Source organism: Sphingobium sp. (assembly GCF_049304695.1).
GTDB lineage: Bacteria > Pseudomonadota > Alphaproteobacteria > Sphingomonadales > Sphingomonadaceae > Sphingobium.
The window spans coordinates 1-26,996 of sequence record NZ_JBAQOK010000089.1; the positions used below are offsets into that span (position 1 = coordinate 1).

A 26,996-nucleotide genomic window follows, 5' to 3' on the forward strand; every position below is an offset into this window, starting at 1 on the left:
GCTTCCCGCACGCGCGGCACTTGAGCCGTCCATCAGACAGTTTGTAGGGCCTGCTGGCAGAGCATTCAGGACAGCGTTTCATCGTCGGACCAGGGTAACTCTGGTCCGGTTTGGGTGGGAATTACCATTTCTTTTTGTGCGCGAGCGGGTCCTGCGCCTGCTCGCAATCCACCTGGATCACGTCACGTCCGGCCGGCGCGAGCGACAGCTTGGCAGCCGTAAGCTTGCCTCCCCACACGCAGCCGGTATCCAAGCCCATCACATCGTCGCGCATCACCAGCCCGCGTGTGGACCAATGCCCGAACACGATCGGCGTGCCGCGCGTGCGGCGGCCCGGCACGTCGAACCACGGCATGTGGCCGTCCGGAGCGCCATCGGCATCCGTCGTGTCGAACTCCATCGTGCCGTCTGGCTTGCAGAAGCGTAGGCGCGTCAGGGCGTTGATGGTCAGACGCAGGCGGTCCATGCCGACGAGATCATTGCTCCACTTGTCTGGATGGTTGCCAAACGCATCGGCCAGGAAGGCTTTCCAATGCGGGCTGCGCAGTTCGCGCTCCACCGCACCGGCCAGCTCCAGTACGTCGCCAGTCGTCCACTGCGGCAGAACGCCGGCGTGCACCATCAGGAAACCGTTTTCGAAGATGGCCAGCGGCTGGTGACGCAGCCATGTGATGAGCTGGTCGCTATCGGGCGCGGAGAGGATGTCGCCGAGCGTGTCGCGCTTGCCGGGTTTGCGCACTCCCGCAGCTACGGCCAATAGGTGGATGTCGTGGTTGCCCAGGACGGTGCGTGCACGGCCGGTCTCGCAAAGTGCGATGACTTGGCGCAGCGTGGCCAGCGACTCGGGGCCGCGGTTGATGAGGTCGCCGACGAAGCGCAGCGGGGCGTTGGGGGGGAGGGCGGCCAGCAGGGTCTGGAGTGGGGAGCAGCAGCCTTGGAGGTCGCCGATGGCGTGAGGGGGAGACATGGCCCGGAAGATATCGTCAGTATGAGGATGATGGCCGAGGGCGATCATCTGATCAGATAGAATACCGCTACTTCACAGGGGGGATTCCCCACACTCATATTTCCTACGGATTTTGAGCGCCTGAGGCCAGAGAGCGCCTAGGACTCGGTCCTCGGGCGGGAGCATTCGTTGTCGTACATTGTCGTCACCGGGGGCGCAGGTTTTATCGGGGCGAATTTCGTTTTGGACTGGTTGCGCGATGATCATGCCGATGCCGTTATCAACGTCGACAAGCTCACCTATGCGGGCAACCTGAAATCGCTGGCTTCGCTGCAAGGCGACCCGAGGCACATCTTTTCGCAGGCAGATATTTGTGACCGCGCGGCGCTCGATCGCATGTTTGTTGATTACAGGCCTCGTGCCGTGGTGCATTTTGCGGCTGAAAGCCATGTTGACCGCTCGGTCCGAGCACCCGCTGATTTTGTTCAGACCAACGTGGTGGGCACATTCACGTTGTTGGAAAGTGCCCGTAACTACTGGGGGACGCTTGATGCGACAGCCCGAGCGGCGTTCCGCTTTGTGCACGTTTCCACCGATGAGGTCTTCGGCTCGCTTGCGGAGGGCGAGTTACCGGTTTCGGAGGCTGCGCCACATGCTCCAAACAGTCCGTACTCTGCGACCAAGGCAGCTTCCGATCATCTGGCTCGGGCGTACTATCACACTTATGGATTGCCGATCGTAACCACCCACTGTTCCAACAATTACGGTCCGTATCAATTCCCTGAGAAGCTGATTCCGCTGATGATCGTCAACGCGCTGGCCGGTAAGCCGCTGCCGTTGTATGGCGATGGCCTTCATGTGCGCGACTGGCTCTACGTGGGTGACTGTTGTTCGGCCTTGCGATCAGTACTTGCGCGTGGTCGCGTGGGCGAGGCTTACAACGTTGGTGGTTGGAACGAAAGGACCAACCTCGATGTGGTGTACACCCTGTGTGATTCGCTTGATGTACTTGTACCGAAAACCAGCGGCTCGTACCGCGATCAAGTGACTTTTGTCGCCGACCGGCCCGGTCATGACCGTCGTTATGCAGTCGACGCGCACAAATTGCAGAGTGAACTCGGGTGGGTGTCTTCGCAGACATTCGAGAGCGGTCTGCGTAAGACTGTGCAATGGTACTTGGACAACCAAGCCTGGGTGCAGAGCGTCATGTCTGGCGAATATCGACACTGGATGACCAAGCAGTATGGTGCATAAGGTGTCTCCCCTTCCCGTCATCCTCCTCATCGGAAAAAACGGCCAGGTCGGCTTCGAGTTGCGGCGCAGCCTTGCGCCACTCGGGCGAGTTGTTGCGCTTGGTCGCGCAGACTGCGATCTCACCCAGCCAGATCAATTGCGCCAGGCAGTGCGAGCTTTTCAGCCCGACGTGGTGATCAATGCGGCCGCGTATACGGCCGTCGACAATGCCGAAACGGAACCCGACGCCGCGCTTGCCGTCAATGGCGTCGCTCCGGGTGTACTGGCTGAGATGGTTCGGACAAATGGTGGACTTTTGGTCCATTACTCCAGTGACTATGTGTTCGATGGAGCGAAAGATTGCCCCTATCTGGAAACGGACGTCCCGAATCCGCAATCCGTGTACGGTCGAACAAAGCTGGAGGGCGAGCGTGCGATCGCTGCCAGTGGGGCCAATGCGCTTGTGCTGCGGACAAGCTGGGTTGCGGGTGCCCACGGTGACAATTTTGTCAAAGCCATCTTGCGCCAGGCACGTGAGCGCAAGCATTTGCGGGTGATTGCGGATCAGCTTGGTGCGCCAACCTCAGCATCGCTGATTGCCGATGTCACCGCGCAGATCGTCGCGCGACACTGGGTCTATGGTGAGCGCGACGCGTTGATGCCAGGCGTCTACCACCTCGCCGCGGCTGGTCAAACGACTTGGCATGGCTACGCGAGTGAGGTACTGCGCTACGCTGCCGGACGTTGTGTGGACCTGAAGGCGGCTGTGGCTGGCATTGAAGCGATTCCAGCCGTCAAATGGCACTCGCGGGCCTCGAGGCCTGCCAATTCTTGTCTGGATACGAGCAAGCTCCGTGAGACCTTTGGCGTCCATTTGCCGAATTGGCAAGAGGGGATTCAGTGCTTACTCGAACAAATTTTTCCCTGACGTTATCGTAATGGGACCGACAGTTATTCCTACAGCTTTCCCTGAAGTATTGATCCTTGAGCCAAAGGTCTTTGAAGATCAAAGAGGCTTCTTCCATGAGAGCTTCAACGCCAAGGATTTTGAGGCGGCAACTGGCTCGTCGCACGCCTTTGTGCAGGACAACCATTCACGGTCGCTCAGAAACGTACTGCGGGGCTTGCACTATCAGGTGAGGCAACCGCAAGGCAAGCTCGTGCGTGTGACAGCTGGAGAGGTTTTCGACGTGGCGGTGGATATTCGCAAAAAATCCCCGAATTTTGGCCGTTGGGTCGGTGCTATCCTCTCCGCCGAGAACAAGCGGCAGCTATGGATTCCCGAGGGTTTTGCGCACGGCTTCGTCGTCACTTCCGAGCAGGCCGATTTGCTTTACAAGACCACGGACTACTGGCATCCGGAGTACGAACGCGCAATCGCGTGGAATGATCCGCAACTGGGCATCGCGTGGCCGATCCAGGGAGAAGTCATCGTGTCTGCAAAGGATGCAGCCGCGTCGCTACTGGAGAACGCCGAGGTCTTCCCGTGAACGACGGCGAAGCTGGCCACTCGCGTACACGCGCTCACTCGCGTTCGTGCCGCCCACTACGTGCAAACAACAAATTCAAGATGTACCTCCAGAAGATTTCCGAGATGTCGCGCCAGAAGAAGATTCTGCTCATGCTGGCGCTCGACTTTTTGTTGCTGCCACTGTCCCTTTGGTCGGCGGTAGGCCTGCGTACAGACCACTGGGCGGTGGGTTCTCAATACCCAATTGGCGTTTACTTCATCGCGTCGGCGGTTGCGATTCCAGTCTTCATCCGCATGGGGCTTTATCGATCCGTGGTGCGGTATATGGAAGATCGAGCGATCCTGACGATCATCGCCGCGGTGTCGATCTCGATCACCATCTTCGGTTCGCTCATCTATTTCCTCGGTCTGTCCAATGTGCCCCGAGGAGCGCTGCTAATTTACTGGTTGCTAGCAATTTTCTATATCGTTTGCAGTCGGTTCTTTGCGCGTGCAGCGTTTCGCATGTTGCCCGGATTCCATCGCCAACGACAGAAGGTCATCATCTACGGTGCCGGTGAAGCAGGCCGGCAACTTGCGGTGGCGCTGCGTGCCGGCCCCGACTATGACCCGATTGGTTTTGTGGATGACGACCCTGCCAAAGTGAAGCTCAACATTGGGGGGATATCAGTCCACCAAGCTGAACAGCTCCCGGCTTTGATCAAGGACCTTGGCGTCAGCCAGGTACTGCTGGCCATACCCTCCGCGTCGCGCGGGCGTCGTATTGAAATCGTGAACGCGCTCGAGCCGTTGGCGGTGGAGGTTCGGGTTGTGCCAGGTATGGCAGACCTGGTGTCCGGCGAGGTGCATCTTGCCGATGTGCGCGAGGTCGAGATCGACGAATTGTTGGGGCGCGAGGTGGTGGCCCCACGCCGTGACCTGCTACGTCAGAGCATCGCAGGCAAGTGCGTGATGGTGACTGGAGCGGGAGGGTCGATCGGATCGGAGTTGTGTCGCCAGATCATCAAGAACGAGCCCGTGCAAGTGGTGTTGTATGAGCAATCAGAGTTCTTTCTCTACAGCATCGAGTATGAACTGAAGCAAATCATTGCTGCCCAGGGTCTTGCGATCGAATTGGTGCCGGTGCTGGGTTCAGTGCTGAACGGCGACAGGTTGTTCAGCATCATGTCCAAGTACAACGTGCAGACCATTTATCACGCGGCTGCATACAAGCATGTGCCGATCGTTGAGTTCAATATGACCGAAGGCATATTGAATAACACTGTGGGCACGCGGGTAGCGGCGGAGGCGGCAATGCGTGCCAACGTTGAATCGTTCGTACTGATCTCAACGGATAAGGCGGTGCGGCCGACCAACGTCATGGGCGCAAGCAAACGAATGGCCGAGCTTTGCTTGCAAGCATTGGCCCAGGATTGCGCCAACACTCGTTTCAGCATCGTTCGCTTTGGTAACGTACTCGGCTCCAGTGGTTCCGTTGTGCCACTGTTCAGGAAGCAGATCGCCGCAGGCGGCCCCGTCACCGTGACGCATCAGGACATCACGCGCTACTTCATGACGATACCCGAGGCTGCGCAATTGGTGATTCAGGCTGGAGCAATGGGTGGGGAGGGTGAGGTCTTTGTCCTGGACATGGGGCAGCCGGTCAAGATTGTCGATCTGGCGCGCCGCATGATCCACTTGAGCGGGTTCCAGGTTCGTGATGGTGCCAACCCCGCTGGAGATATCGAAATCCAGTTCACCGGGCTGCGTCCTGGGGAAAAACTTTACGAAGAACTGTTGATCGGAGACGCCGTAAGTGGCACTGATCATCCGCTCATCATGAAGGCGGACGAGTCGTGCCTCAACCACGAAGTGCTCGACGAGTGCATGACGCGGCTGATACACGCCTGCAATGCCAATGACTACGAAACAATTCGGAATATTCTTCTGGAGTGCGTATCGGGGTTCCGCCCAGACCACGATATCAAAGACCACCTGTACTGAGCACCGCCCTCTGCATGGGTCATCGCGGACGAAAGAGCTAAGAAATTATGGCAAAATGTCCGACTTGGCAGGCGGTTGAGCGCGGGAAGTGCGCTCAACCGCGCGTCATACTTTTGCATTCGCATTCCTCTCCCCATCCTCCTGCCTGACCTGCTTTCTGCGGGGGCGGGCTGCAGCAATCCAATGAGTCATGAGCCTCGGCACCCGACTGATGATCGGAAGCCCATTGTATTGCGTGGCGTCAGAAGTGATGTGGCAACAAAACACTAATGGAATGCGCGGTTGCGGCATCGAAGTTGGGCGTGCTGCTCCCGTTGCTGGCTATGTACACGGATATTGGCTTGTAAATGAGAATTACTATCATTGGGACTGGCTACGTTGGGTTGGTGACAGGGACATGTCTCGCCGAGTTGGGCAACAACGTTTTTTGCTTGGATGTCGACTCACAGAAAATTGATCTGCTAAACAGCGGTGGTGTGCCGATCTACGAACCCGGTCTGCAGGCGTTGATCGACCGAAATCGCGCAGCGGGCCGGCTGAAATTTTCTACGGATGTGGCGGCCAGCGTAGCGCATGGCGACATCCAGTTCATCGCGGTCGGGACACCGCCCGACGAAGACGGCTCGGCCGATTTGCGATACGTGCTTGAGGCCGCGAGGAGCATTGGTCGGCACATGGAAGGCTTCAAAGTTATCGTCGACAAATCGACGGTCCCGGTCGGAACGGCAGACCGGGTGAAGGCCGTCGTTGCCGAGGAGCTTGCCAAGCGACAGGTGCAGCATGCTGATTACGCTGTGGTCTCCAACCCTGAGTTCCTCAAGGAAGGTGCGGCAGTCGAAGACTTTATGCGTCCTGACCGGATTGTGGTGGGCGTACCTGCTGGCGCGGTTGGCGATCGGGCCAAGGAGATGATGCGAACGCTGTACGCGCCGTTTAACCGAAACCATGAGCGCATGTACTTCATGGACGTACGTTCGGCGGAGTTCACCAAGTATGCAGCCAACGCCATGCTGGCGACGCGCATCAGTTTTATGAACGAACTGGCGAATCTGGCCGACTGTGTCGGAGCAGATATCGAACTGGTACGTCAAGGCATCGGATCCGACCCCCGCATTGGGTACAGCTTCTTGTATGCGGGTATTGGATATGGTGGCTCTTGCTTCCCAAAGGATGTGCAAGCCCTCGCCAAGACCGCTTCCCAGTATGGTCGATCGATGCACGTGCTCGACGCTGTTGAGAAAGTGAATCAGGCACAAAAGCGCGTGTTGGTCGACAAGATTTTGGCCCGCTTTGGCAGTGACCTCTCCGGCCAGCGATTTGCTGTCTGGGGTTTGGCCTTCAAGCCGGAAACGGACGATATGCGCGAAGCGCCGAGCCGCGTTGTCATTCAAGAACTGCTTGCTCGCGGTGCCTCGGTGCTTGCTCATGATCCGGTGGCCATGGAAGAAGCGCGTCGGGTGCTGAAACAAGATCTCGCGAGCCAACCGGAGTCGCTGCAGCGTCTACATTTTGTCGATCAACCTGAATCAGCCTTGGACGGCGTGGATGCCTTGGTTATCGTCACTGAATGGAAGGCGTTCCGTAGCCCAGATTTTGAGGTGATGCGCAGCGAAATGAAGCATCCTGTTATTTTCGACGGCCGCAACTTATTCGATCCCGCGTCGATGAAGACGCAAGGGTTTGAATACTTCGGTATTGGTCGCTCCTAAAGTCCACATAGAACATGCGTAACTACAATTCTCGCCAGCGTATCTTGGTGACCGGCGGCGCCGGGTTTTTGGGGTCCCACCTCTGTGATCGCTTGATCGAGCAAGGTCATGAAGTGCTGTGTGTGGATAACCTCTTCACCGGTGCAAAACAGAACATCGAGCACCTTCTGGGCCATCCACACTTCGAGTTCGTGCGTCATGACGTGACCTTCCCGCTCTACGTGGAAGTGGACCAGATTTACAACCTGGCCTGTCCGGCATCTCCCATCCACTACCAACACGATCCGGTCCAGACGACCAAGACATCTGTGCATGGTGCGATAAACATGCTGGGCTTGGCAAAGCGGCTTGGCGCGAAGATTTTCCAGGCTTCCACCAGCGAAGTGTACGGGGATCCGGTTGTGCATCCCCAGCCTGAAACCTATTGGGGTAACGTCAATCCGATCGGCATGCGTTCGTGCTATGACGAGGGCAAGCGCTGTGCTGAAACCTTGTTCTTCGACTATAACCGCCAGCACGGATTGGAGATCAAGGTTGCCCGGATCTTCAACACCTACGGTCCTCGGATGCACCAGAACGACGGGCGTGTGGTTTCAAACTTCATAATGCAGGCCTTGCGTGGCGAATCCATTACTGTGTTTGGTGATGGCAAGCAGACGCGTTCCTTCTGCTTTGTAGACGATCTCATCGGTGGGATCGTTGCACTGATGGACACCCCCAAGGAGTTCACCGGCCCAATGAATCTGGGCAATCCGCATGAGATGACCATGATTGAACTGGCAACGCATGTGATTGAACTCACGAATTCCAGTTCAAAGATCGTATTCAAGCCGCTGCCGTCCGACGACCCGGTTCAGCGCCGCCCGGACACGCGCTTGGCGGAAGCGACCATTGGCTGGAATCCATCGGTACAGTTCCGAGATGGCCTTGCCAAGACGGTTGAGTACTTTAAGCGCTTTGTATAAGCAGCCCCAGTTCAGATTTCAGAGAGATTCGCAATGTTCAACAATAAGTCCATTCTGATCACGGGCGGCACCGGCTCTTTTGGCAAGAAATACGCTCGTACGATTCTGAGTCGCTACAAGCCCAAACGCCTGGTCATTTATTCGCGTGATGAGCTTAAGCAGTTCGAGATGCAACAAGAGATCAACGCCGGGCCGATGCGCTATTTCATTGGCGATGTTCGCGATGGCGAGCGTCTGGCGCAAGCCATGCGCGGGATCGACTACGTCATTCATGCTGCTGCGCTCAAACAAGTGCCTGCTGCGGAATACAACCCACTCGAGTGCATTAAGACCAACATTCACGGTGCTGAGAACGTCATCAACGCGGCGATCGCCAACAATGTTCATAAGGTGATTGCGCTGTCTACTGACAAGGCAGCCAACCCTATCAATCTCTACGGCGCAACCAAGCTCGCGTCCGACAAGCTGTTCGTGGCGGCCAACAACATGGTGGGCGCGAACCAGACTTCGTTCGCCGTTGTGCGATATGGCAACGTGGTCGGTTCACGCGGTTCTGTCGTGCCTTTCTTCGAGCAACTGCTGGCCAAGGGTGAAGCGGAGTTGCCGATCACTCATGCCGATATGACTCGCTTCTGGATCAGCCTGCAGGATGGTGTCGATTTCGTGCTGAAGAACTTCGAGCGCATGCATGGTGGTGAGATCTTTGTGCCGAAGATTCCGTCGATCCGCATTACCGACCTTGCCGAAGCGATGGCGCCCGGTGTGGCAACGCGGGTGATCGGAATTCGTCCTGGTGAGAAGCTGCACGAAATCATGTGCCCGGCCGACGACTCACATCTGACGCTCGAGTTTTCTGACCACTACGTGCTGCGTCCGACCATTAAGTTCCATCATTCCGACATCGACTACACCCTCAATGCATTGGGCGAAACAGGGACAAGTGTCGCGCAAGGGTTTGAATACAATTCCGGTAACAACCCGCATTTCCTGACACCGCAGGAAATTCGCGATTTCAACGCCAAGGCGATGGCATGATCCCCTACGGCCGGCAGGACATTTCGGCGGACGATATCGAGGCGGTAGTTGCTGTCCTCAAGTCCGATTTCCTAACGCAGGGTCCGGCGGTTCCGGCATTCGAGGCCGCCGTTGCCTCCTATGTGGGTGCTGCGCATGCCGTCGCCGTTAACAGCGCGACATCGGCGCTCCACGTCGCCTGCATGGCGTTGGGTGTCGGGCCGGGCGATGCTGTTTGGACAACACCGAATACGTTCGTTGCATCGGCCAACTGCGCTCGCTATTGCGGCGCAGATGTCGATTTTGTTGATATCGATAGCCGCACTTACAACATGTGCGCCGTGTCGCTGGAGGCCAAACTCAAGGCTGCAGCCGCATGCGACGCTCTCCCCAAGGTTGTAATTCCGGTCGCCTTTGCCGGACAGTCCTGCGACATGCGAGCGGTCCGTGCGTTGGCTGAGACGTACGGTTTCGCCGTTATTGAGGACGCTTCGCACGCGATTGGTGGCCGTTACCTGGGCAAGCCAATTGGCTGTGGCGACTATGCTGACATCACCGTATTCAGCTTCCACCCTGTCAAAGTCATCACGACGGCCGAGGGTGGGTTGTGCGTGACCAATCGGGACGATCTGGCGCAGGCGATGCGCAAAGCGCGCTCGCACGGTATTACGCGTGAGCAGGCTGAAATGACGGAGCCGTCGGATGGCGCCTGGTACTACCAGCAGGTCACGCTTGGGTACAACTACCGCATGACCGACATGCAGGCGGCGCTGGGTGTCAGCCAGATGACTCGCCTCGATGCCTTTGTTGCACGCAGACACCAACTGGCTCGTCAGTATGATGAGCTGCTCGCGGGGATGGAGTTGGTTGTGCCATTCCAGCATCCGGATGGCTTGTCTGGCTTGCATCTGTATCCGATCGTTTTGAACGATGCCGCGCGGCGCAAGGCGGTATTCGATGCCCTGCGCGCAGCTGGTATCCATGTCAACGTGCACTACATTCCGGTACATACACAGCCGTACTATCGCGAACTTGGCTTCAAGCGAGGGGATTTCCCTAGGGCTGAGGCTTATTATGCAGGTGCTATCAGTCTGCCGATGTTCCCTGGCTTGACCGACCAGCAGCAAGAGTTCGTTGCCAACACGTTGCGCGAGATACTCACATGAAACTGGCCCTGGGAACGGTGCAGTTTGGCCTACCCTACGGCATCACGAATTCCACCGGGCAGGTTGCGCAGGATGAGGTCATACGCATCTTGCAGCGCGCCCGAGGGTTGGGTGTGGACGTGCTGGATACCGCCGCAGCCTATGGCCAGAGTGAAGCCGTGCTTGGGTGCTGCGGAGACGTTGCACACGCCTTCCGGCTTATCACCAAAACCTTGCCAAAGGGCGGGGCGGTGGCGGATGCCGACTGGGTGCAGCAAGTAGTGCAGAGGGTGTATACATCCCTGAGCAATTTGAGAGTCCAACGCCTCGATGGGCTGCTGGTGCATCATGCGGCAGATCTTCTCGGTGGATCCGGTCAAGCGTTGTATGGTGCTTTGCAAGAACTCAAGGCTGCGGGCTTGGTCGAGCGCGTGGGGGTGTCAGTCTACAGTGTCGAAGAGGCCATCGCCGCAACGCGGCGCTTCAGCATCGACGTGATGCAACTTCCGCTGAATGTCCTTGACCAGTCCTTTGTCCGCTCTGGCGAGCTGCAAAGGCTCAAGGAACGAGGGGTGGAGATTCATACGCGGTCGGCGTTCTTGCAAGGCGTATTGCTGTCTGCAGAGTTGCCCACTTTCTTGCAGGCCCTTTCTCCCGGCTTTGATCGTTTCCAGTCGATTTGCAGAGAAGCTGGGCTGAGCCGGCTCGAAGGCAGTCTTGCATTCCTTCGGCAGCAACACGTGATCGATCAGGTCGTGGTGGGTGTGCTGACCCAAGTACAGCTTGAGGAAATAGCCGGCGCTTGGGCGCGTAGCGCTGATCACGCTGCGCTGGATTTTTCTGCGTGCGATATGGCGCCGTCGGCCGCTGTGACGCCGTCAAACTGGCCCGCACTGAAAGGAGAGTCTTGATGACGGTGATCGCTTTACTTCAGGCGCGCACGAGTTCCACTCGACTACCGGGCAAAGTTCTGAAGCCACTGCTCGGCGAGCCGATGATCCTGCGCCAGATTGAGCGTCTGCGACGTGTGCGCAACATTGATCGGTTGATGGTGGTCACCAGTGATCGTCCGTCGGATGACCCGTTGGCAGTGTGCTGTGAAGGCGCCGGCGTGGAGGTTTTCCGCGGTAGTCTTGACGATGTGCTGGATCGTTTTTACTCCGCCGTGAGGGATGCGTGCCCCCAACATGTGGTGCGACTGACCGCAGACTGCCCGTTGACCGATCCCGAAGTGATCGATGCTGTGATCGATTTCTATCGCGATGGTGACTACGACTACGCGAGTAACGTCCTACAGCCCACCTATCCAGACGGTTTGGATGTGGAGGTGTTTCGCTTCAGCGTGCTGGAAAGCATCGCCCATGAGGTGACGTTACCCTCGCAGCGGGAGCACGTCACATCGTTCATTTATCAGCATCCCGAGCGTTTTCGCTTGGGAGGACTCACCTATGAGAAAGACCTTTCGGCACTTCGCTGGACCGTCGACGAGCCTGCTGATCTGACGTTTGTTGAGGCCGTCTACGACGCCCTGTATCACGACAACCCGACTTTCGCTATGGCCGATGTCCTGCAATTGCTGGCACAACGGCCAGAGTTGATGGAAATCAACGCAGGCCAGCTACGCAATGCAGGCTATCTGAAATCTCTTGTACAAGACGAGCAACAACCTCGAAAGGTATAAATATCATGTCGCAGCGATACCAACAGTCTGAAGCACTGCTTGAGCGCGCATTGCGGACCATTCCGCTGGGCTCGCAGACGTTCAGCAAGAGTCGCACGCAATATCCGTTTGGCGTGTCGCCGTACTTCATCGAGCGTGGCCGCGGCAGCCACGTCTGGGACGTCGATGGCAACGAGTATGTCGACATGATTAGCGGTTTGTGTGCGCTGACGCTTGGATACTGCGACCCAGATGTCGACGCGGCTGTGAAAGCGCAGCTTGAGGACGGCATCATCTTTTCATTGCCGCACAGGCTTGAAATGGAGGTGGCGGAGCAACTGGTGTCGATGGTGCCTTGCGCCGAGATGGTCCGATTCGGAAAGAATGGTTCCGATGCCACCGCCGGCGCAGTTCGTGTTGCGCGCGCGTTTACCGGCCGCGATCATGTTGCTGTGTGCGGCTATCACGGCTGGCAAGACTGGTACATCGGTACGACAGCACGCAATCGTGGTGTGCCGCAGGCGACACGCGATCTGTCGCACACCTGGGCATACAACAACATCGAAAGTCTCGATGCGATTTTCAAAGCACACCCCGGTCAGGTTGCTGCGGTAATCCTTGAGCCGATGAATGTCGTCGAACCTGCCCCGGGTTTCCTGCAGGCAGTCAAAGAGCTTACCCATAAGCACGGTGCATTGCTGGTGTTTGACGAGACGATCACCGGCTTCCGCTACGCCAACGGCGGCGCCCAACAATTATTCGGCGTCACTCCCGATCTTGCGACCTTTGGTAAAGGGCTTGCCAACGGCTATCCCGTCTCAGCGGTTGCCGGTCGAGCTGATGTGATGCAGTTGATGGAGGAAATCTTTTTCTCGTTCACCTTTGGTGGCGAGACGCTGTCGTTGGCGGCGGCGCTTGCGACGATGAGGAAGCTGGAGCGCGACCCGGTCACGGCCGCCCTGGCACGCCAAGGGCAGGTTGTGATTGACGGTCTGCGTCAGCGCATTGCGGCGCTGGGCGCAGATGATTTCCTTTCCGTTTCAGGGCATCCGGCTTGGAGTTTCCTGCTGATCAAGGACACACAACGTTATCCGATGTGGCATCTGAAAACGCTGTTCATGCAGGAGATGCTGGCACAGGGCATCCTTACCTTTGGTACCCACAACATGGGCTACTGTCATTCCGATGCCGATATTGCCAAGCTTTTTGCCGCGTACGATCACACGCTGCCAATGCTTGTGCAGTCGGTGCGCGACGGCGGGCTTGAGCAGATGTTGAAGTGCGCGCCGCTTGAGCCGCTGTTCAAGGTGCGCTAACGCTATGAAGGTTGCGATCCGAGCTGACGCATCGGTTCAGATCGGCTCAGGCCATGCGGTGCGTTGCCTAACGCTGGCTGACGAGCTGCGCGCGCGCGGCGCGGAAGTCTTGTTTATCAGCCGAGCGCATCAAGGTGGAGCCCGTGCTTTGCTGGAGCAACGCGGCTACACCTGCGTTGTGTTGCCTGCGCCAACAATCTCCGATGCGCTCTTGGGCGACCTCGCTCACAGCGCATGGCTGGGCGTGTCCATGGAGGAAGACCTTGCGCAGACTGCTGCAGCAGTGCAGGGATGGGCTGCCGACTGGCTGGTGGTCGACCACTACGCGATCGATTGGCGCTGGGAGCGGGCAATGCGGTCCTACGTGCCGCGTATCATGGCTATCGACGATTTAGCTGACCGCCGTCATGATTGCGATCTTCTCTTAGATCAAAACTTCTATTGCGACATGGAGACGCGGTACGAAGGACTGGTGCCGGCGCACTGCAGGTGCTTGCTGGGCCCCAGCTACGCTTTGCTGCGTGCCGAGTTTGCTGCGGTCAGTCGTCCTCACCGAGAGCAGGGAGCAGTAAAGCGCATCCTTTTGTTCATGGGAGGGGTGGACCGCGACAATGCAACTGCGACGGCGCTGCGTGGGCTCAATGAAGCGGCCAGTGCAGGCATTGCGATCGATGTTGTGCTTGGGGCCGCTGCGCCTCATCTCGAGCAGGTGCGCGCCTTGTGTGACGTGACTCCGAATGTGCATCTGCATGTACAGATCGACAACATGGCCGAATTGATGGCTAGCGCCGATTTGGCGATCGGGGCATGTGGTTCCGCCACGTGGGAGCGCTGTTTCCTGGGCCTGCCGACGATCACCATTGTGTTGGCTGACAATCAACGGAAGTCTGCACACGATTTGGCTCAGGCTGGCTATATCGTTAACCTGGGCGACGTCGAGACGGTCACTCCGCATGCGGTGGCGAGGGCGGTCCACGCAATGATCGAAGACCCCGCAGGGCGTGCGGCCATGTCTCACCGCGTGGAGGCTCTGGCGAGCCGCCGTGGTCCGATTGCAGCCGACCTCATCTGCGAATAGCGCTGTATGCATAGATTCGAGGATTGTGAGCTTCGTCCCGTTGAGCCGAGCGACAAGAGCAGCCTGTTAGCGTGGCGTAACAGCGAGCCCGTGCGTCGCAACATGTATACCGATCATTTGATAACGCCGGAGGAACACGATCGTTGGTTCGCGTCTGCGCAAGGACATCCGAACGCATCGTTCATGGTCTTCGCGCTACGCGGGACGCCTGTCGGATTCAGCGCATTTACTGGTATCAACCGTGAGCATCAACGTTGTACCTGGGGTTTCTACCTCGGAGTAGAAGGGTTGCCAAAGGGGACGGGCTCAGCACTCGGCTACCTGTCTCTGGCGTATGCATTCGATACGCTTCGTATGTACAAGCTTTCCTCCGAGGCATTTGCGTTCAACCGAGGTTCGATTGGCTTGCATCGCAAGCTCGGATTCAAGGAGGAAGGCCATTTGGTGGAGCACTACATCAAACACGGCAAGCGCGAGGACATCATCTGCTTCGCCAAATTCCATAAGCAATGGGAGAGTGACCGGCTCGCACTACGTGCGCTGTGTTTTTCACCCGAAGGAACATTGACATGACGATCAATATTGGTGGTCGCTTGGTCGGCCGCGAACACGAGCCGTTTCTGATCGCGGAAATGTCCGGTAATCACAACCAGTCGCTGGGTCGCGCACTGGAAATTGTTGATGCCGCAGCCGCGTCAGGTGCACATGCGTTGAAAATCCAGACTTACACAGCGGATACCATGACACTGGATATCCGCGAGCGCGAGTTTTTTATCTCAGACCCAAAGAGTTTATGGAAGGGAAAGTCTCTTTACGAACTCTATGACGAGGCTCACACCCCCTGGGAGTGGCATGCAGCAATTTTTGAAAGGGCGCGCGGGCACGGCATGATTCCGTTCAGCACGCCTTTCGACAACACGGCGGTGGATTTTCTCGAGAGTCTCGATTCCGCCGTGTACAAGATTGCTTCGTTCGAGAACACGGATATCCCTCTGATCCGCAAGGTTGCCCAGACCGGTAAGCCGATGATTATCTCGATCGGCATGGCAAGTGTTGCGGAATTGGACCTGAGCGTTCGCGCTGCACGCGAGGCGGGCTGCAAGGATCTGATCCTGCTGAAATGCACCAGTACCTATCCGGCCTCGCCCGAGAATACGAACATCCGTACCATCCCCCACATGCGTGAATTGTTCGGATGTGAAGTGGGTCTGTCGGATCACACTATGGGTGTCGGCGTATCTGTTGCCAGCGTGGCGATGGGGGCGACGGTGATTGAAAAGCACTTCACGCTGAATCGCGCCGATGGCGGTGTGGATTCAACGTTCTCGCTTGAGCCGGGTGAATTCAAGTCGCTCGTCACGGAGACGCGGCGTGCTTGGCAGGGGTTGGGGGCGGTTAGCTACGGCGCAACGGAGGCAGAGCAAAAGTCGCTCGTGTTTCGACGCTCGCTTTACATCACCCGCGATCTTAAGGCGGGGGAGTTGCTGGACGCAACCAGCGTGCGGGCGATTCGCCCAGGTTTTGGCCTTGCGCCGCGGCATCTCGATCAGGTACTCGGACGTGCCGTAAAACTGGATGTCTGCCGTGGAACCCCCTTGGCGTGGGAACTGCTCGCCTGAGCGCGGTACTTTCCCTTGCCGCCTCTGACTTGACTGTATCCACAACTGCTTCTGTATGCGCCTCGGTTTCGCCACAATTTACGCCTATCGCCCGCACGTTGAACACGTGTACTTTCTCTCGACGATGATGAAAGCGCGGGGACATGAGATTTTTTATCTCAGCTGTGATAGCGCGGTGTCTGCCTGCTATACCCGCGAGTTGCGTAATGAATCCAATCCTGCCAAGGAGTGCATAAAATGCACTATGGGCGGAATTCGCTCATTTGTATCCCGCGTTGATTCCATGCGTCGATATCGGGATCCGGCTGGAGCTGCTGCTGCGGCTGAGTCAGCTCAGCAGTGGGGTTTTTCAGGTGCATGCACCATCCTGCGTACCGAAAGCCAATCTGATAAGCAGACGGCGGAGTTCCATTCATTGCATCAGCGGCTTGCTACGGGCTCGGCGGAGGCTTTTGCCGCTGCCTGTCGTTGGATCGAGGACCGTCGTTTGGATGGGATTGTCTGTTTCAACGGCCGGATGGAAGGGCCCCGTGCGTTGCTGGAGGCAGCCAAGGCAAAAGGCATTCCATTTGTCTCCGTGGAGCGCACGTGGTTTGGTGACGGCTTGATGCTGATACCGGATCAGAACTGCCTGGCGCTCGACGAGGTGGGTCGCGTTGTTGCCGAGTACAAGGACAAGCCGCTGACTGAGGGGCAGGCGCGCGCCGTTGCTTCTCTGCTGGCAGCCCGGTTCATGCGTACCAACACGCTCGAGTGGCGTGCGTACAACCTCAATGCGGAGAGCTTGGCATGGCCTGCCCAGAGTAACGGGTTGAAGCTGTTGATCACGCCGAGCAGCCTGAATGAATTCGACGGCCATCCGGACTGGCGCACAAAATGGCCAAACCAGATTGCCGCGCTGGATTTTCTCTTTGATCATCTGAAGTTGGACCCGGCCAGTTGCATTCTTCGTTGCCATCCAAACTGGGGGGAGAAGATCGGACTGAGAGACGGTGGCCTAGCAGAGAAGATGTACACAGAATGGGCGCTGCGCCGCGGCGTCCATGTCATCGGTAGTAAGGAACGTGCAAGCACGCTCAGCTTGATTGCGCAAGCGGACGCGGTGGTCGTCAACGGAGGCAGTGCTGCGTTTGAGGCCGGCGCGCTTGGCAAGCAAGTGATCGCGCTGGGCACATCGATTTACCAGACGGCGGGTTTCCAGGTACAGCTGTACGGGCCGGATGATGTCGACAATCTATCTTTGATAGGGCGGCAAACTCCGGATGAGATCGCTCGGCTGGTTTTGCGTTTCGCATACGCGTTCAATTTCCGCTTCAATCAGTACGTCGGCGACGTGCGCGCCAGGACGACCACGCAGTATGCGTACAATCCTGAACCTGACGGGAGTCGGCTGGAGCGCTTGCTGGAGACGCGCCATATCGAAGCAGACGACACCACTTTCGCGTCGGATTGCACTGAGGAGGATCGCGTCCTCCAGTTGCTGCATGATCGGCGCTGGGCTGAGCTGAGCGAAACAACGAAGCCCATTCCCCATACCTACCGTTCCGTGCATCGTCGCGGCGTATTCCGCTATCTGGACGCCGTTCGCGAGCGCATGGCGATTGGCGATAGGTAATCAGGCAGGAAACAGCCCTTTGGAGCGTGGCGAATGATCAGCCGAATTCGTGTCTTGACGAAAAGTTTGATGGAACAGCCTGGGTACACATTAATGCGTGTACCCGCGCGGTTTCGTTTTGCGCGCGAAGCAGTCAGTCGAGCCAGGGGCGTCGCGCACGGGCCCGGATTGCGGCGCTACCTTGCAGAGCGGCAAGAGCGTCTGGGCGAGAGTGTTTTCCACGGCATCGACCGGGAGCGTTTTGTTCAGACGCTGGATTCCGACGGCTTGGCCTTCGGGCTGAAGATCCCTGCAGAGATGGTGGCCCAGATTCGGCAGTACGCAGAAGGCGCTCCGTGCTTTGCAGATCGGGAGCCTGCCCATGGTTTCTATGCAGATCAGCGAGAGCTTGCTGAGCGCGCGTTGGGCAAGCCGATTCTGGTGGCGCAGTATTTCAACACGCTCCAGCATTGCTCAACGATCCACGCGTTGCGGCATGATCCCTTGCTGGAATGGATCGCGGCGCGCTACATCGGTTCGGTCCCCGCGTTTGTTGGCGCGAATCTTTGGTGGACCTTTCCTGTCAAGGCGCGAGAGGAAGACCGTTTCAAGCACGCCCATCTTTATCATCGGGATGTGGATTGCTTCCGCTTCTTCAAATTTTTCTTCTATCTGACCGACGTTGAACCCGGCGACGGTGCGCACGTGGCCGTGGCGGGGTCGCATCGCCGGCCTCCGCTGACTCGGCGTCTCGACGGAATGAAGATCCGCCGCTACGCCGATGCGGAGATCGAGCAGACCTATGATCCCGTTGCCATCAGGGAGATTTGCGGACAGGCTGGGACAGGTTTTGCCGAGAACACGCTATGCATTCACAAGGGGCGCACGCCCGTCCGGCATCCTAGATTGCTGTTGCAACTCCAGTTCGCCATGTTCGACTATGGCGTCATGCATGATCGTCGTCGCCAGCAAGACTTGAGCTTGCTGCGCTGATTCATTCGCGCTCCCGCCGTTGCACAATCCGAGTCGATACACGACGACATTCGTAGTGTCAGCGCGCACGCGCGCGACAATTCATGAGCTATAAGAGAAACCTAGGCACGATGTGCCTGAACGGTTTGGCTGCCGTGCTGATGATGGGCCGGATGCTGGCCTATGCCAAGTTGCTGCCCGTTCCAGCATTCGGCGCACTGAGCGTTGGGCTGCTTGTTTCAGCATCGCTGTCCATGGTCAACGCCTTGGGGCTGTTTCTGCTGATGCAGCGGGACTTGCCCTGCCTGTTTGCGGCGAGGCGATTTACGCGTGGCATGGTCATGATGTGTGAGGTGGCGCTCGTAACCGTGCTGTGTGCGGTCCCGCTGTTGGGCTACAGCGCGACAGGTTTGTCGCTTGCAGGAGGAGCGGGCGCGTTGCTGGCGTTGGCCGCAGTGCACGGCTTATCTAATCAGTTTTTCGGCATCATCTCTACGGAGAGTAAGAGCCGCCTTCTGCAGTCAGAGTTTTCCGCGACGTTGTTCGCACGCAGTTGCGTAATCTTGCTGGCTGGCGTGTTGGGTGCCGGCAAGTGGGGTAGCGCCGAGGCGATCCTGATTGCGGAGATTCTCGCGACGCTCGCCATGGTGGGTATTGCCACAGTGCGCGCGGGCACACGCTACGGACGCGCCTCTTGGGGGTTGCCCAAGCTCGCCTTGCGTCACCTCCGGCACGCAGAGTGGCGTGCAGCCGGGGCGCTTTTTGTCAGTGTTGTTCTGGCGTTCCTCATGCAGAACACTGATCGCTGGATGGCTGCCGATGCGCTGGAAAAGCACGTCTTTGCCCAATTCGCCTTTGCTTGGACGTTGCTGTCGATGGCGTCGACGTTCCAAGTGACCGTGAATGCCAACCTTTTCCCCAGTCTCGCTGCACAGATTTATCACAGCGGGAGGAACGTGGTAAGGGTGCGTACCACCAAGACGTCGCTTGGCCTCTTGGCCGCACTTGGCCTACTTGCTTTGCCCGGTTACTTCATTATTCGCTGGGGCACGGAGACGTATTTTCCCCAGTACTCGGACGTATTGAATTACATGCCCTTGTTTTTGGCGGCCTCTGCGTTCCGTGCCTCTGATTTCTGGGCAAACTATTTTGTGATTTCCGGAAGAACGCGCGTGCTCTTTGCATGCCAGCTCAGCGTCTTGTTGGCAACACTAGTCGTATGGGGCGTGACTGGACTTTACTCGGAAATGCCTTTGCTCATGCGATTGTCGATTCTTACGTTGGCGCTGTCTGCGTTGTCTTTCTGTTTTGGTCTTGTCGCAGTGCGGGTTGGGGAAAAGTGAAATGATTGGCAGACTCTATAAAAAGAGCTTTCTGTGGCGCTGGTGGGTGACCATCTATTTCCTTTGTCGTGGCGTGCGAGTTGATCCAAGGGCCATGTTTATGGCATCACTTTCACATGTCAAGCTTGGGCGTGGTACGAGCATCTCCAAGGATGTGATTATTAATCTTTCGGGCGACGGCAGGCTTGAGATGGCTAACGACACGTGGCTGTCGCACGGTGTGGAGATTGAATCGGAGGGGCTCATCACCATCGGCGAAGGTACAACGATTCAGCGGCGCTGTTCGCTGAACGGCACGATCTCGATTGGTCGCGGTTGTATCTTTGCTCCCAATGTTTTCATCTCTTCGGGGTCGCATATTTTTGCGGCCTGGCCAGAACTGCCGATTCGCGAGCAGGAGGCCAAGTACTCCGCATTACCGCTAGCTGCACGGCCTACGGGTTTCGGCGATCGGCCAATCGAGATTGGGGACGACTGTTGGATCGGAGTGAATGTGGTCATCATGCCAGGAGTGACGATCGGTAAGGGGTGCGTAGTTGGTGCGAACGCTGTTGTAACCAAAGATTTGCCGGCTGGCACAGTTGCCGCCGGTGTTCCGGCCAAAATTCGGTCTATGCGTTTCACGTCGCAGGCGCAGTAGCCGTTCTAAGAGTTCACCTTGCGTATCCTGAAGAGTTTTCTAATTGCCTGGGGTTTTTACTGGCTGCTGCTACTGGTTCTGCCCGTGCGTCCGATTGGGGATGCCGTCCTAGTCGGATTTCTGGTGCAGATCATCTTCGTGCTCGTTGTGGCGATTGGCTACGTTTCAGTCGAATTTTTGCTGCACAAAACGCCGCCGTCGATGGGTACCGGGTGGCGGCTGAGCAGCGCTATCGTGGTTATCGCCTTGGGCCTATCTTTGCTGGGTACCTTAGCGCTTGCCTTTGACAAGATTGTCGTGCAGGGCATCGACTATTCTGCTGGTCTCGCGTATGCCCGAGAGCAATGGCGAGAAGCTGGAGCGGCGCGTGGCGATGAGGTGTCGTCGGCGGCTAGTGTTGTCGGGTACTTGCTAGGCTCATGTTATATCGTCGCGGTTGTACTTTTTTCGCGGACCGAGTTCGTGGCTCGTTGGCATGCGTACGCTTGCGGCATCGCCGCAGCGATTTTGGCGCTTGCTAATACAGTGCTAACGGGAGGGCGTTCAACTTTGATTCTTACGTTGTTGTTTTTCGTTGCAACGCGTCTGCTCGGGGTTGAAGGGGAAGAAAGAAGTCAGCGCGCTGGTTCTTCTCGATCATTTTGGCTGACATTAGCTTTGTTGTTTTTAGGAGCTGTTTATTTTCTTTTTGTAATAGTACAGCGTGCTGATGCGACCGGGATTTCTGTTGCAGAGTACTCTAGAAGTGTATTAACAGATCTCGGATTGAGGTCGAGTGATTGGTTTGATAGCCTTGATTCGCATCAGGATTTTGTGGCGGTTTTGAATTTGCTGGTGATGGCTGTCTCGTATTTCGTTCATAGCTTTGCTACCACAGTCGCAATTGTTGATTTTGGGCCCGATAGAAACACGTCGACCGTGATTTTTGTTATTGCGGCTAGTTTGGCGGAAAAACTGCACTTGATTGGACCAATTGATACGGACTGGTTTTTGGCAGGTGCTTTCCCATCTCTCCCAGGCGCCCTTTATCTTCAAGGGGGGTGGTTTTTGTTGGTACTGGCGGGTGTTACGCTAGGGTTGCTGACAGCACTGGTTCGGAGGTGGTGCTTAGGTTCTCCATCGGTCCTCTCTTATGGAATGTTGGCTAGTTGCCTGTGCACCTTGTTGGCAAGTCCTATTTTGTTCGTGGCCGATGTAATGATGTTTCCATTCGTTATAATTCAATTCTGTTTTATCTATCTAATCGCGAAAGCTATCAAATGAAAGTCTGGATCGTCAACCCGTACGGCAGCCTGCCTGGAGAAGCTTGGCGTGAATACCGTAGCGCCATGTTGGCGGAAGCCTTTGCGCGCGCCGGGCACGAGGTGACATGGTGGCTGTCGAATTTTGAGCACCGCTCCAAGAAGTTTCGGTGCGTCGACTATTGTGAGCAACAGCTCGAAACCGGCGTTAATGTTCGGATCGTGCCGACAACGCCGTACACCAGCCATGTGTCGATGGCGCGCATCCGCAGTGAGCGGAATTTTGCAAAGAACGTAGCTGCGCGTGTGCGGGCAAATCCGCGGGACAAGGCAGATTTGGTGGTGCTAGCCGAGCCCTCGATCTTCTACGGAAAGGCGATTGTTGAGATGGCGCGCAACATTGGCGCCAAGCTGGTGGCCGATATCATTGATATCTGGCCAGAGGTCTTCGCCATGGTCCTTCCCAAGCCTCTCAGACCCTTTGAGCGCCTGCTGCTGGCGCCGTTGTACATGAGGCGTGCATCGATCTTGAACGCGTGCGATGGGATTGTTGGTGTGTCAGAGGACTATCGTGATATTGGCGTGCATGCGGCTCCTTCGACGCCTTCCGCAGTCTCATACTGGGGGGTGGACGTCGCCAAGATGCGTGCGGCAATGGCCCAGGAGAACGGTGGGGTGCTGCGCAAGCTGGGCCTTGCGGAAAAGGCACCTAGTGAGGTCTGGGTGATCTATGCTGGCACGCTGGGTGCGGGCTACGATATGGAGTCAATCCTGAAGGCGGCGAGGTCGGAGCGTCTGCGTGGCAAGCCGGTCAAATTTCTCTTTGCGGGCGATGGCCCACAGCGCGCTATGCTCGAATCCGCCTGTGCTCAGCCTGGCGGTAATGTGGTCTATCTAGGGCGCTTGGATCCGGACGATCTCAACCTGATGTACAAGTATTGTGATATCGGTCTGAGCACATATCTCGCGCATTCAACGGTGTCCATGCCGATCAAGTTCTATGACTACTTGGCGGCAGGGATCGCCACAGTCAATTCCCTTGAGCGTGAGATTCAGCGTCTGATCGCAGGCAAGCAGCTTGGACGGCAGTACGCGCCAGGCGACGCGGACTCCCTGGCCCAGGCTGTCGAGGCACTCGTTACAGACCGCGCGCTGCTTGATGCTTGCAAGTCGAATGCCGCGGAACTCGCCCCGCGATTTGATCAGTATCTGCAGCACGACGCGTTCGTTCGCTTCGCCGAAAGTCTTCGCTAAGGAGAAATCATGTTCCGCAGGCTCTATCTGTCTCCTGCCGGCTACGCGATTTCGGCGGTGCTGAATGTGGTTGGCGCGTTGCTGCGCCCGTTCATGGTGTACGGATATTTTTCCCGTCGCGACGGGAGGTTTCTTCGCTTCACGCGCGTGAGTTCCAGTGCCAAGATTCTTTGTGAGCGCGAACTGACCATCGGGGACCATTGTTGGATCGGGCCTCATTGCCTGATCGATGCCAGCGGTGGTGTAGAGATCGGGGAGGGTGTGCAGATCAGCTCGTTGAACGCTGTGCTATCGCATAGCAGTCATGTATCGATACGGTTGTTGGGTAGGCAGTTCATCTCTACACCAACGCCGCAGCGTACTGGTTTCATTCGAGATCCGGTCGTGATCGGCGCCTTTACTTTTGTAGGGAGCGGCGCGATCATCCTGCCCGGCACAAAGATAGGCAAAGGGTGCGTGATTGGCGCCGGTAGTGTCGTTCGCGGGGAGATTCCAGATCACTCCGTCGTGCTTGGTAACCCGGGAAAAATTGTCGGTACCACCGAGAAATACGACCTCGAATTTGTTCGAAGCGGTGAGATCGACCACACCTATTTTGATCCGGAGCGGCTGGCCGAGCTAAGGCGTGTGGTGGAGTCCGACAACGCAGCTTAGCTAGCAGTCGGAACCGCGCGCATTTAGGTTCCCGTTTGCTGACTCTTATCCACGCATTCAAGCCCCAAGGATGGTCTTACTATGAACAGCAGTTTCCTTCCATTCGCGCAGCCAGAGATTGGCGAAGAAGAGATCGCCGAGGTTGTAGCGACGCTGCGCTCAGGTTGGGTGACCACAGGACCGAAAACCAAGCAGTTTGAGTCAGACTTCACCGAGTACCTTGGAGGCGGAGTGGAGTCTATCGCGGTGAACTCCGCGACCGCAGGCTTGCATCTGGCTCTGGAGGCCGTTGGCGTTGGCCCGGGTGACGAGGTAATAACGACCACCCACACTTTCACCGCTACGGCCGAAGTCATCCGATATCTGGGCGCTCATCCGGTATTCGTCGACGTGAGCGCAGAGTCGCTCTGCATCGATGTGACCGCGATTGAAAAGGCTATCACGCCGCGTACTCGCGCCATCATGCCGGTGCATTTCGCCGGTCGCGCGGCAGATATGGACGCGATCATCTCAATCGCCAAGAAGCACAATTTGCGCGTTGTCGAAGATGCGGCTCATACGTTGCCTGCGACCAATGGTGGAAGGTTGGTCGGCACCTTGGATACCGACGCCACGGTGTTCAGTTTCTACGCCAACAAAACCATCACGACCGGTGAAGGTGGGATGGTGGTCACGCGAAATCCGGAAATTGCCAAGCGCGCCAAGATCATGCGTTTGCATGGCATCAGTCGTGATGCATTTGACCGCTTCGTGGCAACGAAACCAAGTTGGTACTACGAGATTGTGGCACCAGGTTTCAAATACAACATGACCGACGTCGCCTCAGCGATCGGCATTCATCAGCTCAAAAAGGCAGAAGCTTTCCAACGTCGCCGTGCCGCCATCGCAGCGCGTTATGACGAAGCACTGGCTGACTTGCCTTTGATTCTGCCGCCGCACGCGCTAAAAGGCGACATTCACTCGTGGCACCTTTACGTGATTCAACTCGCCAAGGGCGCACCTTGTACGCGTGACGGGCTGATTGATCACCTGTTCAAACTGGGCATCGGTTGCAGCGTTCACTATATCCCGCTGCATCTTCAACCCTATTGGCGCGACACGTACCAACTGACGCCAGACATGTTCCCCGTTAGCCAGCGTGTGTATGAAAACACGTTGACGTTGCCGCTTTATACGCGCATGCAGGATGAGGATGTAGAGCGGGTCATTCAAGCAGTCCGGAGCGCGTTCAACTGATGATGATCAAGCGGCTTTTTGATCTCGTTGCGAGTGCAGCGGGGCTGCTTCTGTTGGCGCCAGTGTTCCTGGTGATTGCGATCGCCATCAAGCGAGAGTCGCCTGGTCCGGTCTTTTTTCGCCAGGAGCGAGTAGGTCTGGGAGGTCGTACCTTTCGCATCCACAAGTTCCGCACGATGGTCGTGTCAGGTGAGGGGCGGGGGCCGCTAATCACGGTCGGTGCTGATCGCCGTATCACCTCCAGTGGGGCATTCCTGCGCAAGTACAAGTTGGATGAGCTCGCGCAGTTGATCGATGTCTTTGTCGGGGATATGAGTCTTGTGGGGCCACGGCCCGAGGTGCCGAAGTACGTCGCACTTTATCCAGAGGATGTGCGAGCAATCGTCTTGAGCGTTCGGCCGGGGATCACCGATCTTGCTTCGATCGAGTATCGACATGAGAACGCTCTCTTGGGCAACAGCCAGGACCCAGAGCGAACGTATGTCGAAGAGGTGATGCCAGCAAAGTTGCGCTATTGCGTGGACTATGTGCGGAATCGATCGCTCGGCCTTGATCTGCGTATCATCTGTCGCACGGTTCTCGCCGTGTTCACTTAGCCGCGAGCCTTGTGCGGCGCTTGGCGGCGCGCTTGGCGTTTTGAATTTTCTACCTGTAGTCGTGAGCGTCCGCAGAACCGGGTGCCTAACTTGACTGCCTCATCGCCAACTGAGTACGGGGCGTGGTCGCATTCTGGGCCAGCGGTCATTCCACAAGCGCCGCGTAGCAAATGCGGCGATTGAGTCTCGCTGCGGGTTGTCCTTCCCCGGCGCTTACGAATTCAGGCGCGGCACCACGTCCCAGTTGTGTACCATCAATGCTTCAAGCACATATCGAATGCTATAGAACAACGATATGTTTTGAGCGCGGGGGCACCCAGGAGAGTCCATGGCAGTGGCGAAGCAGCGCGAGATATTTCTCTCAGGCGGTGAAGGCGATCGCTATTTTCAACGTAACCACACATTTTATTCGAATGGCCGTTCTGCGGATACGCTTAGTACCGCAGCAGCTCTATACACCAAATATATAGGGCAAGGTGACCGGGTTCTGGAGGTGGGGAGCTCCTCCGGCGTGAATCTTGCCTCCATTTGTAAGGCGACAGGATGTCACGGCGTTGGTATCGATCCTTCGGCTGATGCGACTGCAGAAGGGCTGCGCTTATTCCCCGAGCTCGAGTTTCGCGTTGGCACTGCCGACAAGCTCGATTTTCCAGATCAGTCTCTCGATTTCATACTTTTCGGGTTCTGCCTGTATCTGGTTGATCGGGAGCACATCACGCGAGTGGTGGCAGAGGCTGATCGCTGCCTTCGTGACGGAGGTTGGATTGGCATTACCGACTTCATGCCTGATGTGCCGACAGCGCGGGCCTATGCTCACCACGCCGGAATTACGTCGTACAAGTTGGACTACGGTCGAGTGTTCACGGCGTTCCCACACTTCCAGTTGGTGGAATCGGCATGCTTCAATCATGCTGACGACCGATTTACTGCGGATCCGCAGGAGAGGTTGTGTGCACAGGTGATCCATAAGGAATTGAGCGGCGGCTACCAGCGGGTGTAGCGCTATCAATGTCACCGGTGCAGAGCGGGTGATGGCGGGTGCCGGGAAGCATCCGCCTGCACTATTTCTTCAATCTGAAGCAAAAGCCCCGCTCAAGGTCGGCGCATCTTTCGCGCCAGCGCGATCAGGAAACCCAATATGAGCCCGATACATGCGCCCGCTGCCCCGTATAAGGTCTTGCCGGGAGATGAGGGGCGAAGTGAATCGCCCCGGTTTTCGCGGAGGCTGTTTGGTTAAAGTAAAACGGCCTCGTCGGCGGTTTTGCCGAGTTGGTTGTAGTAGTTTGCCTCAGCCTCGGCGGGCGGGATATAGCCGATGGATGAGTGC

26 protein-coding genes are annotated in these 26,996 nt (G+C 57.1%); 24 read left to right on the plus strand and 2 right to left on the minus strand.

Annotation, left to right across the window (positions count from 1 at the left end):
- Positions 1-82: transposase (locus WA070_RS16825; RefSeq protein ID WP_422635082.1), on the minus strand; the 82-nt coding region annotated here is incomplete at its 3' end.
- 39 nt (positions 83-121) lie between these two features.
- Positions 122-1,015: a symmetrical bis(5'-nucleosyl)-tetraphosphatase gene (locus WA070_RS16830; protein ID WP_422635081.1), complete on the minus strand. Its 894-nt coding sequence runs from the start codon at positions 1,013-1,015 to the stop codon at positions 122-124.
- Between the two features lie 120 nt (positions 1,016-1,135).
- Here WA070_RS16830 and rfbB point away from each other — a divergent pair, with 120 nt between their 5' ends.
- The 24 genes from rfbB to WA070_RS16950 all read left to right on the plus strand — a co-directional run bounded on the left by rfbB (position 1,136) and on the right by WA070_RS16950 (position 26,669).
- Positions 1,136-2,200, plus strand: a complete 1,065-nt coding sequence (gene rfbB / locus WA070_RS16835; RefSeq protein WP_012761335.1) for a dTDP-glucose 4,6-dehydratase — start codon at positions 1,136-1,138, stop codon at positions 2,198-2,200.
- Complete coding sequence (rfbD, locus tag WA070_RS16840; RefSeq protein WP_012761336.1) at positions 2,190-3,107, plus strand: dTDP-4-dehydrorhamnose reductase; 918 nt, start codon at positions 2,190-2,192, stop codon at positions 3,105-3,107. The genes rfbB and rfbD overlap by 11 nt, the downstream gene beginning before the upstream one ends.
- Positions 3,108-3,117: 10 nt before the next feature.
- On the plus strand, positions 3,118-3,669 hold the full coding sequence (gene rfbC / locus WA070_RS16845; RefSeq protein WP_012761337.1) for a dTDP-4-dehydrorhamnose 3,5-epimerase: 552 nt from the start codon (positions 3,118-3,120) through the stop codon (positions 3,667-3,669).
- Between the two features lie 80 nt (positions 3,670-3,749).
- On the plus strand, positions 3,750-5,633 hold the full coding sequence (locus WA070_RS16850) for a polysaccharide biosynthesis protein (RefSeq protein ID WP_012761338.1): 1,884 nt from the start codon (positions 3,750-3,752) through the stop codon (positions 5,631-5,633).
- A 347-nt stretch (positions 5,634-5,980) separates the two neighbouring features.
- Positions 5,981-7,342 (plus strand): UDP-glucose dehydrogenase family protein, encoded by a 1,362-nt coding sequence (locus WA070_RS16855; RefSeq protein ID WP_012761339.1) that lies wholly within the window; start codon positions 5,981-5,983, stop codon positions 7,340-7,342.
- 14 nt (positions 7,343-7,356) lie between these two features.
- Positions 7,357-8,307, plus strand: a complete 951-nt coding sequence (locus WA070_RS16860; RefSeq protein WP_012761340.1) for a UDP-glucuronic acid decarboxylase family protein — start codon at positions 7,357-7,359, stop codon at positions 8,305-8,307.
- 33 nt (positions 8,308-8,340) lie between these two features.
- Positions 8,341-9,342 (plus strand): UDP-N-acetylglucosamine 4,6-dehydratase (inverting), encoded by a 1,002-nt coding sequence (pseB, locus tag WA070_RS16865; RefSeq protein WP_012761341.1) that lies wholly within the window; start codon positions 8,341-8,343, stop codon positions 9,340-9,342.
- Complete coding sequence (gene pseC, locus WA070_RS16870) at positions 9,339-10,487, plus strand: UDP-4-amino-4,6-dideoxy-N-acetyl-beta-L-altrosamine transaminase (RefSeq protein WP_012761342.1); 1,149 nt, start codon at positions 9,339-9,341, stop codon at positions 10,485-10,487. The genes pseB and pseC overlap by 4 nt, the downstream gene beginning before the upstream one ends.
- On the plus strand, positions 10,484-11,377 hold the full coding sequence (locus WA070_RS16875; RefSeq protein WP_012761343.1) for an aldo/keto reductase: 894 nt from the start codon (positions 10,484-10,486) through the stop codon (positions 11,375-11,377). Before pseC ends, WA070_RS16875 begins: the two co-directional genes overlap by 4 nt.
- Positions 11,377-12,147: a cytidylyltransferase domain-containing protein gene (locus tag WA070_RS16880; RefSeq protein WP_116577077.1), complete on the plus strand. Its 771-nt coding sequence runs from the start codon at positions 11,377-11,379 to the stop codon at positions 12,145-12,147. Before WA070_RS16875 ends, WA070_RS16880 begins: the two co-directional genes overlap by 1 nt.
- Positions 12,148-12,152: 5 nt before the next feature.
- Positions 12,153-13,442, plus strand: a complete 1,290-nt coding sequence (locus tag WA070_RS16885) for an aminotransferase class III-fold pyridoxal phosphate-dependent enzyme (protein WP_012761345.1) — start codon at positions 12,153-12,155, stop codon at positions 13,440-13,442.
- A gap of 4 nt (positions 13,443-13,446) precedes the next feature.
- Entirely contained in the window at positions 13,447-14,520 is a 1,074-nt protein-coding gene (gene pseG / locus WA070_RS16890; protein WP_012761346.1) for a UDP-2,4-diacetamido-2,4,6-trideoxy-beta-L-altropyranose hydrolase, read from the plus strand.
- Between the two features lie 6 nt (positions 14,521-14,526).
- Positions 14,527-15,093, plus strand: coding sequence for a UDP-4-amino-4,6-dideoxy-N-acetyl-beta-L-altrosamine N-acetyltransferase (gene pseH / locus WA070_RS16895; protein WP_012761347.1), 567 nt, complete (start codon positions 14,527-14,529; stop codon positions 15,091-15,093).
- The gene (gene pseI / locus WA070_RS16900) at positions 15,090-16,139 is read left to right on the plus strand and encodes a pseudaminic acid synthase (protein WP_012761348.1); all 1,050 of its coding nucleotides are present in this window, start codon (positions 15,090-15,092) and stop codon (positions 16,137-16,139) included. The genes pseH and pseI overlap by 4 nt, the downstream gene beginning before the upstream one ends.
- A 55-nt stretch (positions 16,140-16,194) precedes the next feature.
- Positions 16,195-17,754, plus strand: a complete 1,560-nt coding sequence (locus WA070_RS16905) for a hypothetical protein (protein ID WP_257019915.1) — start codon at positions 16,195-16,197, stop codon at positions 17,752-17,754.
- 33 nt (positions 17,755-17,787) lie between these two features.
- Complete coding sequence (locus tag WA070_RS16910; protein ID WP_024973400.1) at positions 17,788-18,726, plus strand: hypothetical protein; 939 nt, start codon at positions 17,788-17,790, stop codon at positions 18,724-18,726.
- Positions 18,727-18,809: 83 nt separating this feature from the next.
- Positions 18,810-20,048 (plus strand): hypothetical protein, encoded by a 1,239-nt coding sequence (locus tag WA070_RS16915; protein WP_116577075.1) that lies wholly within the window; start codon positions 18,810-18,812, stop codon positions 20,046-20,048.
- A 1-nt stretch (position 20,049) separates the two neighbouring features.
- Positions 20,050-20,688: an acyltransferase gene (locus tag WA070_RS16920; RefSeq protein WP_116577074.1), complete on the plus strand. Its 639-nt coding sequence runs from the start codon at positions 20,050-20,052 to the stop codon at positions 20,686-20,688.
- Positions 20,689-20,706: 18 nt separating this feature from the next.
- Positions 20,707-21,951 carry a hypothetical protein gene (locus WA070_RS16925; protein WP_116577073.1) on the plus strand — a complete coding sequence of 415 codons (1,245 nt, stop codon included), beginning with the start codon at positions 20,707-20,709 and terminating at the stop codon, positions 21,949-21,951.
- Positions 21,948-23,183, plus strand: a complete 1,236-nt coding sequence (locus tag WA070_RS16930; RefSeq protein ID WP_012761355.1) for a glycosyltransferase family 4 protein — start codon at positions 21,948-21,950, stop codon at positions 23,181-23,183. The genes WA070_RS16925 and WA070_RS16930 overlap by 4 nt, the downstream gene beginning before the upstream one ends.
- Positions 23,184-23,192: 9 nt before the next feature.
- Entirely contained in the window at positions 23,193-23,837 is a 645-nt protein-coding gene (locus WA070_RS16935) for an acyltransferase (RefSeq protein ID WP_012761356.1), read from the plus strand.
- Positions 23,838-23,918: 81 nt separating this feature from the next.
- On the plus strand, positions 23,919-25,073 hold the full coding sequence (locus tag WA070_RS16940; RefSeq protein WP_116577072.1) for a DegT/DnrJ/EryC1/StrS family aminotransferase: 1,155 nt from the start codon (positions 23,919-23,921) through the stop codon (positions 25,071-25,073).
- Entirely contained in the window at positions 25,073-25,669 is a 597-nt protein-coding gene (locus WA070_RS16945) for a sugar transferase (protein WP_012761358.1), read from the plus strand. Before WA070_RS16940 ends, WA070_RS16945 begins: the two co-directional genes overlap by 1 nt.
- A 328-nt stretch (positions 25,670-25,997) precedes the next feature.
- Complete coding sequence (locus WA070_RS16950) at positions 25,998-26,669, plus strand: class I SAM-dependent methyltransferase (RefSeq protein ID WP_012761359.1); 672 nt, start codon at positions 25,998-26,000, stop codon at positions 26,667-26,669.
- Positions 26,670-26,996: the final 327 nt, after the last annotated feature.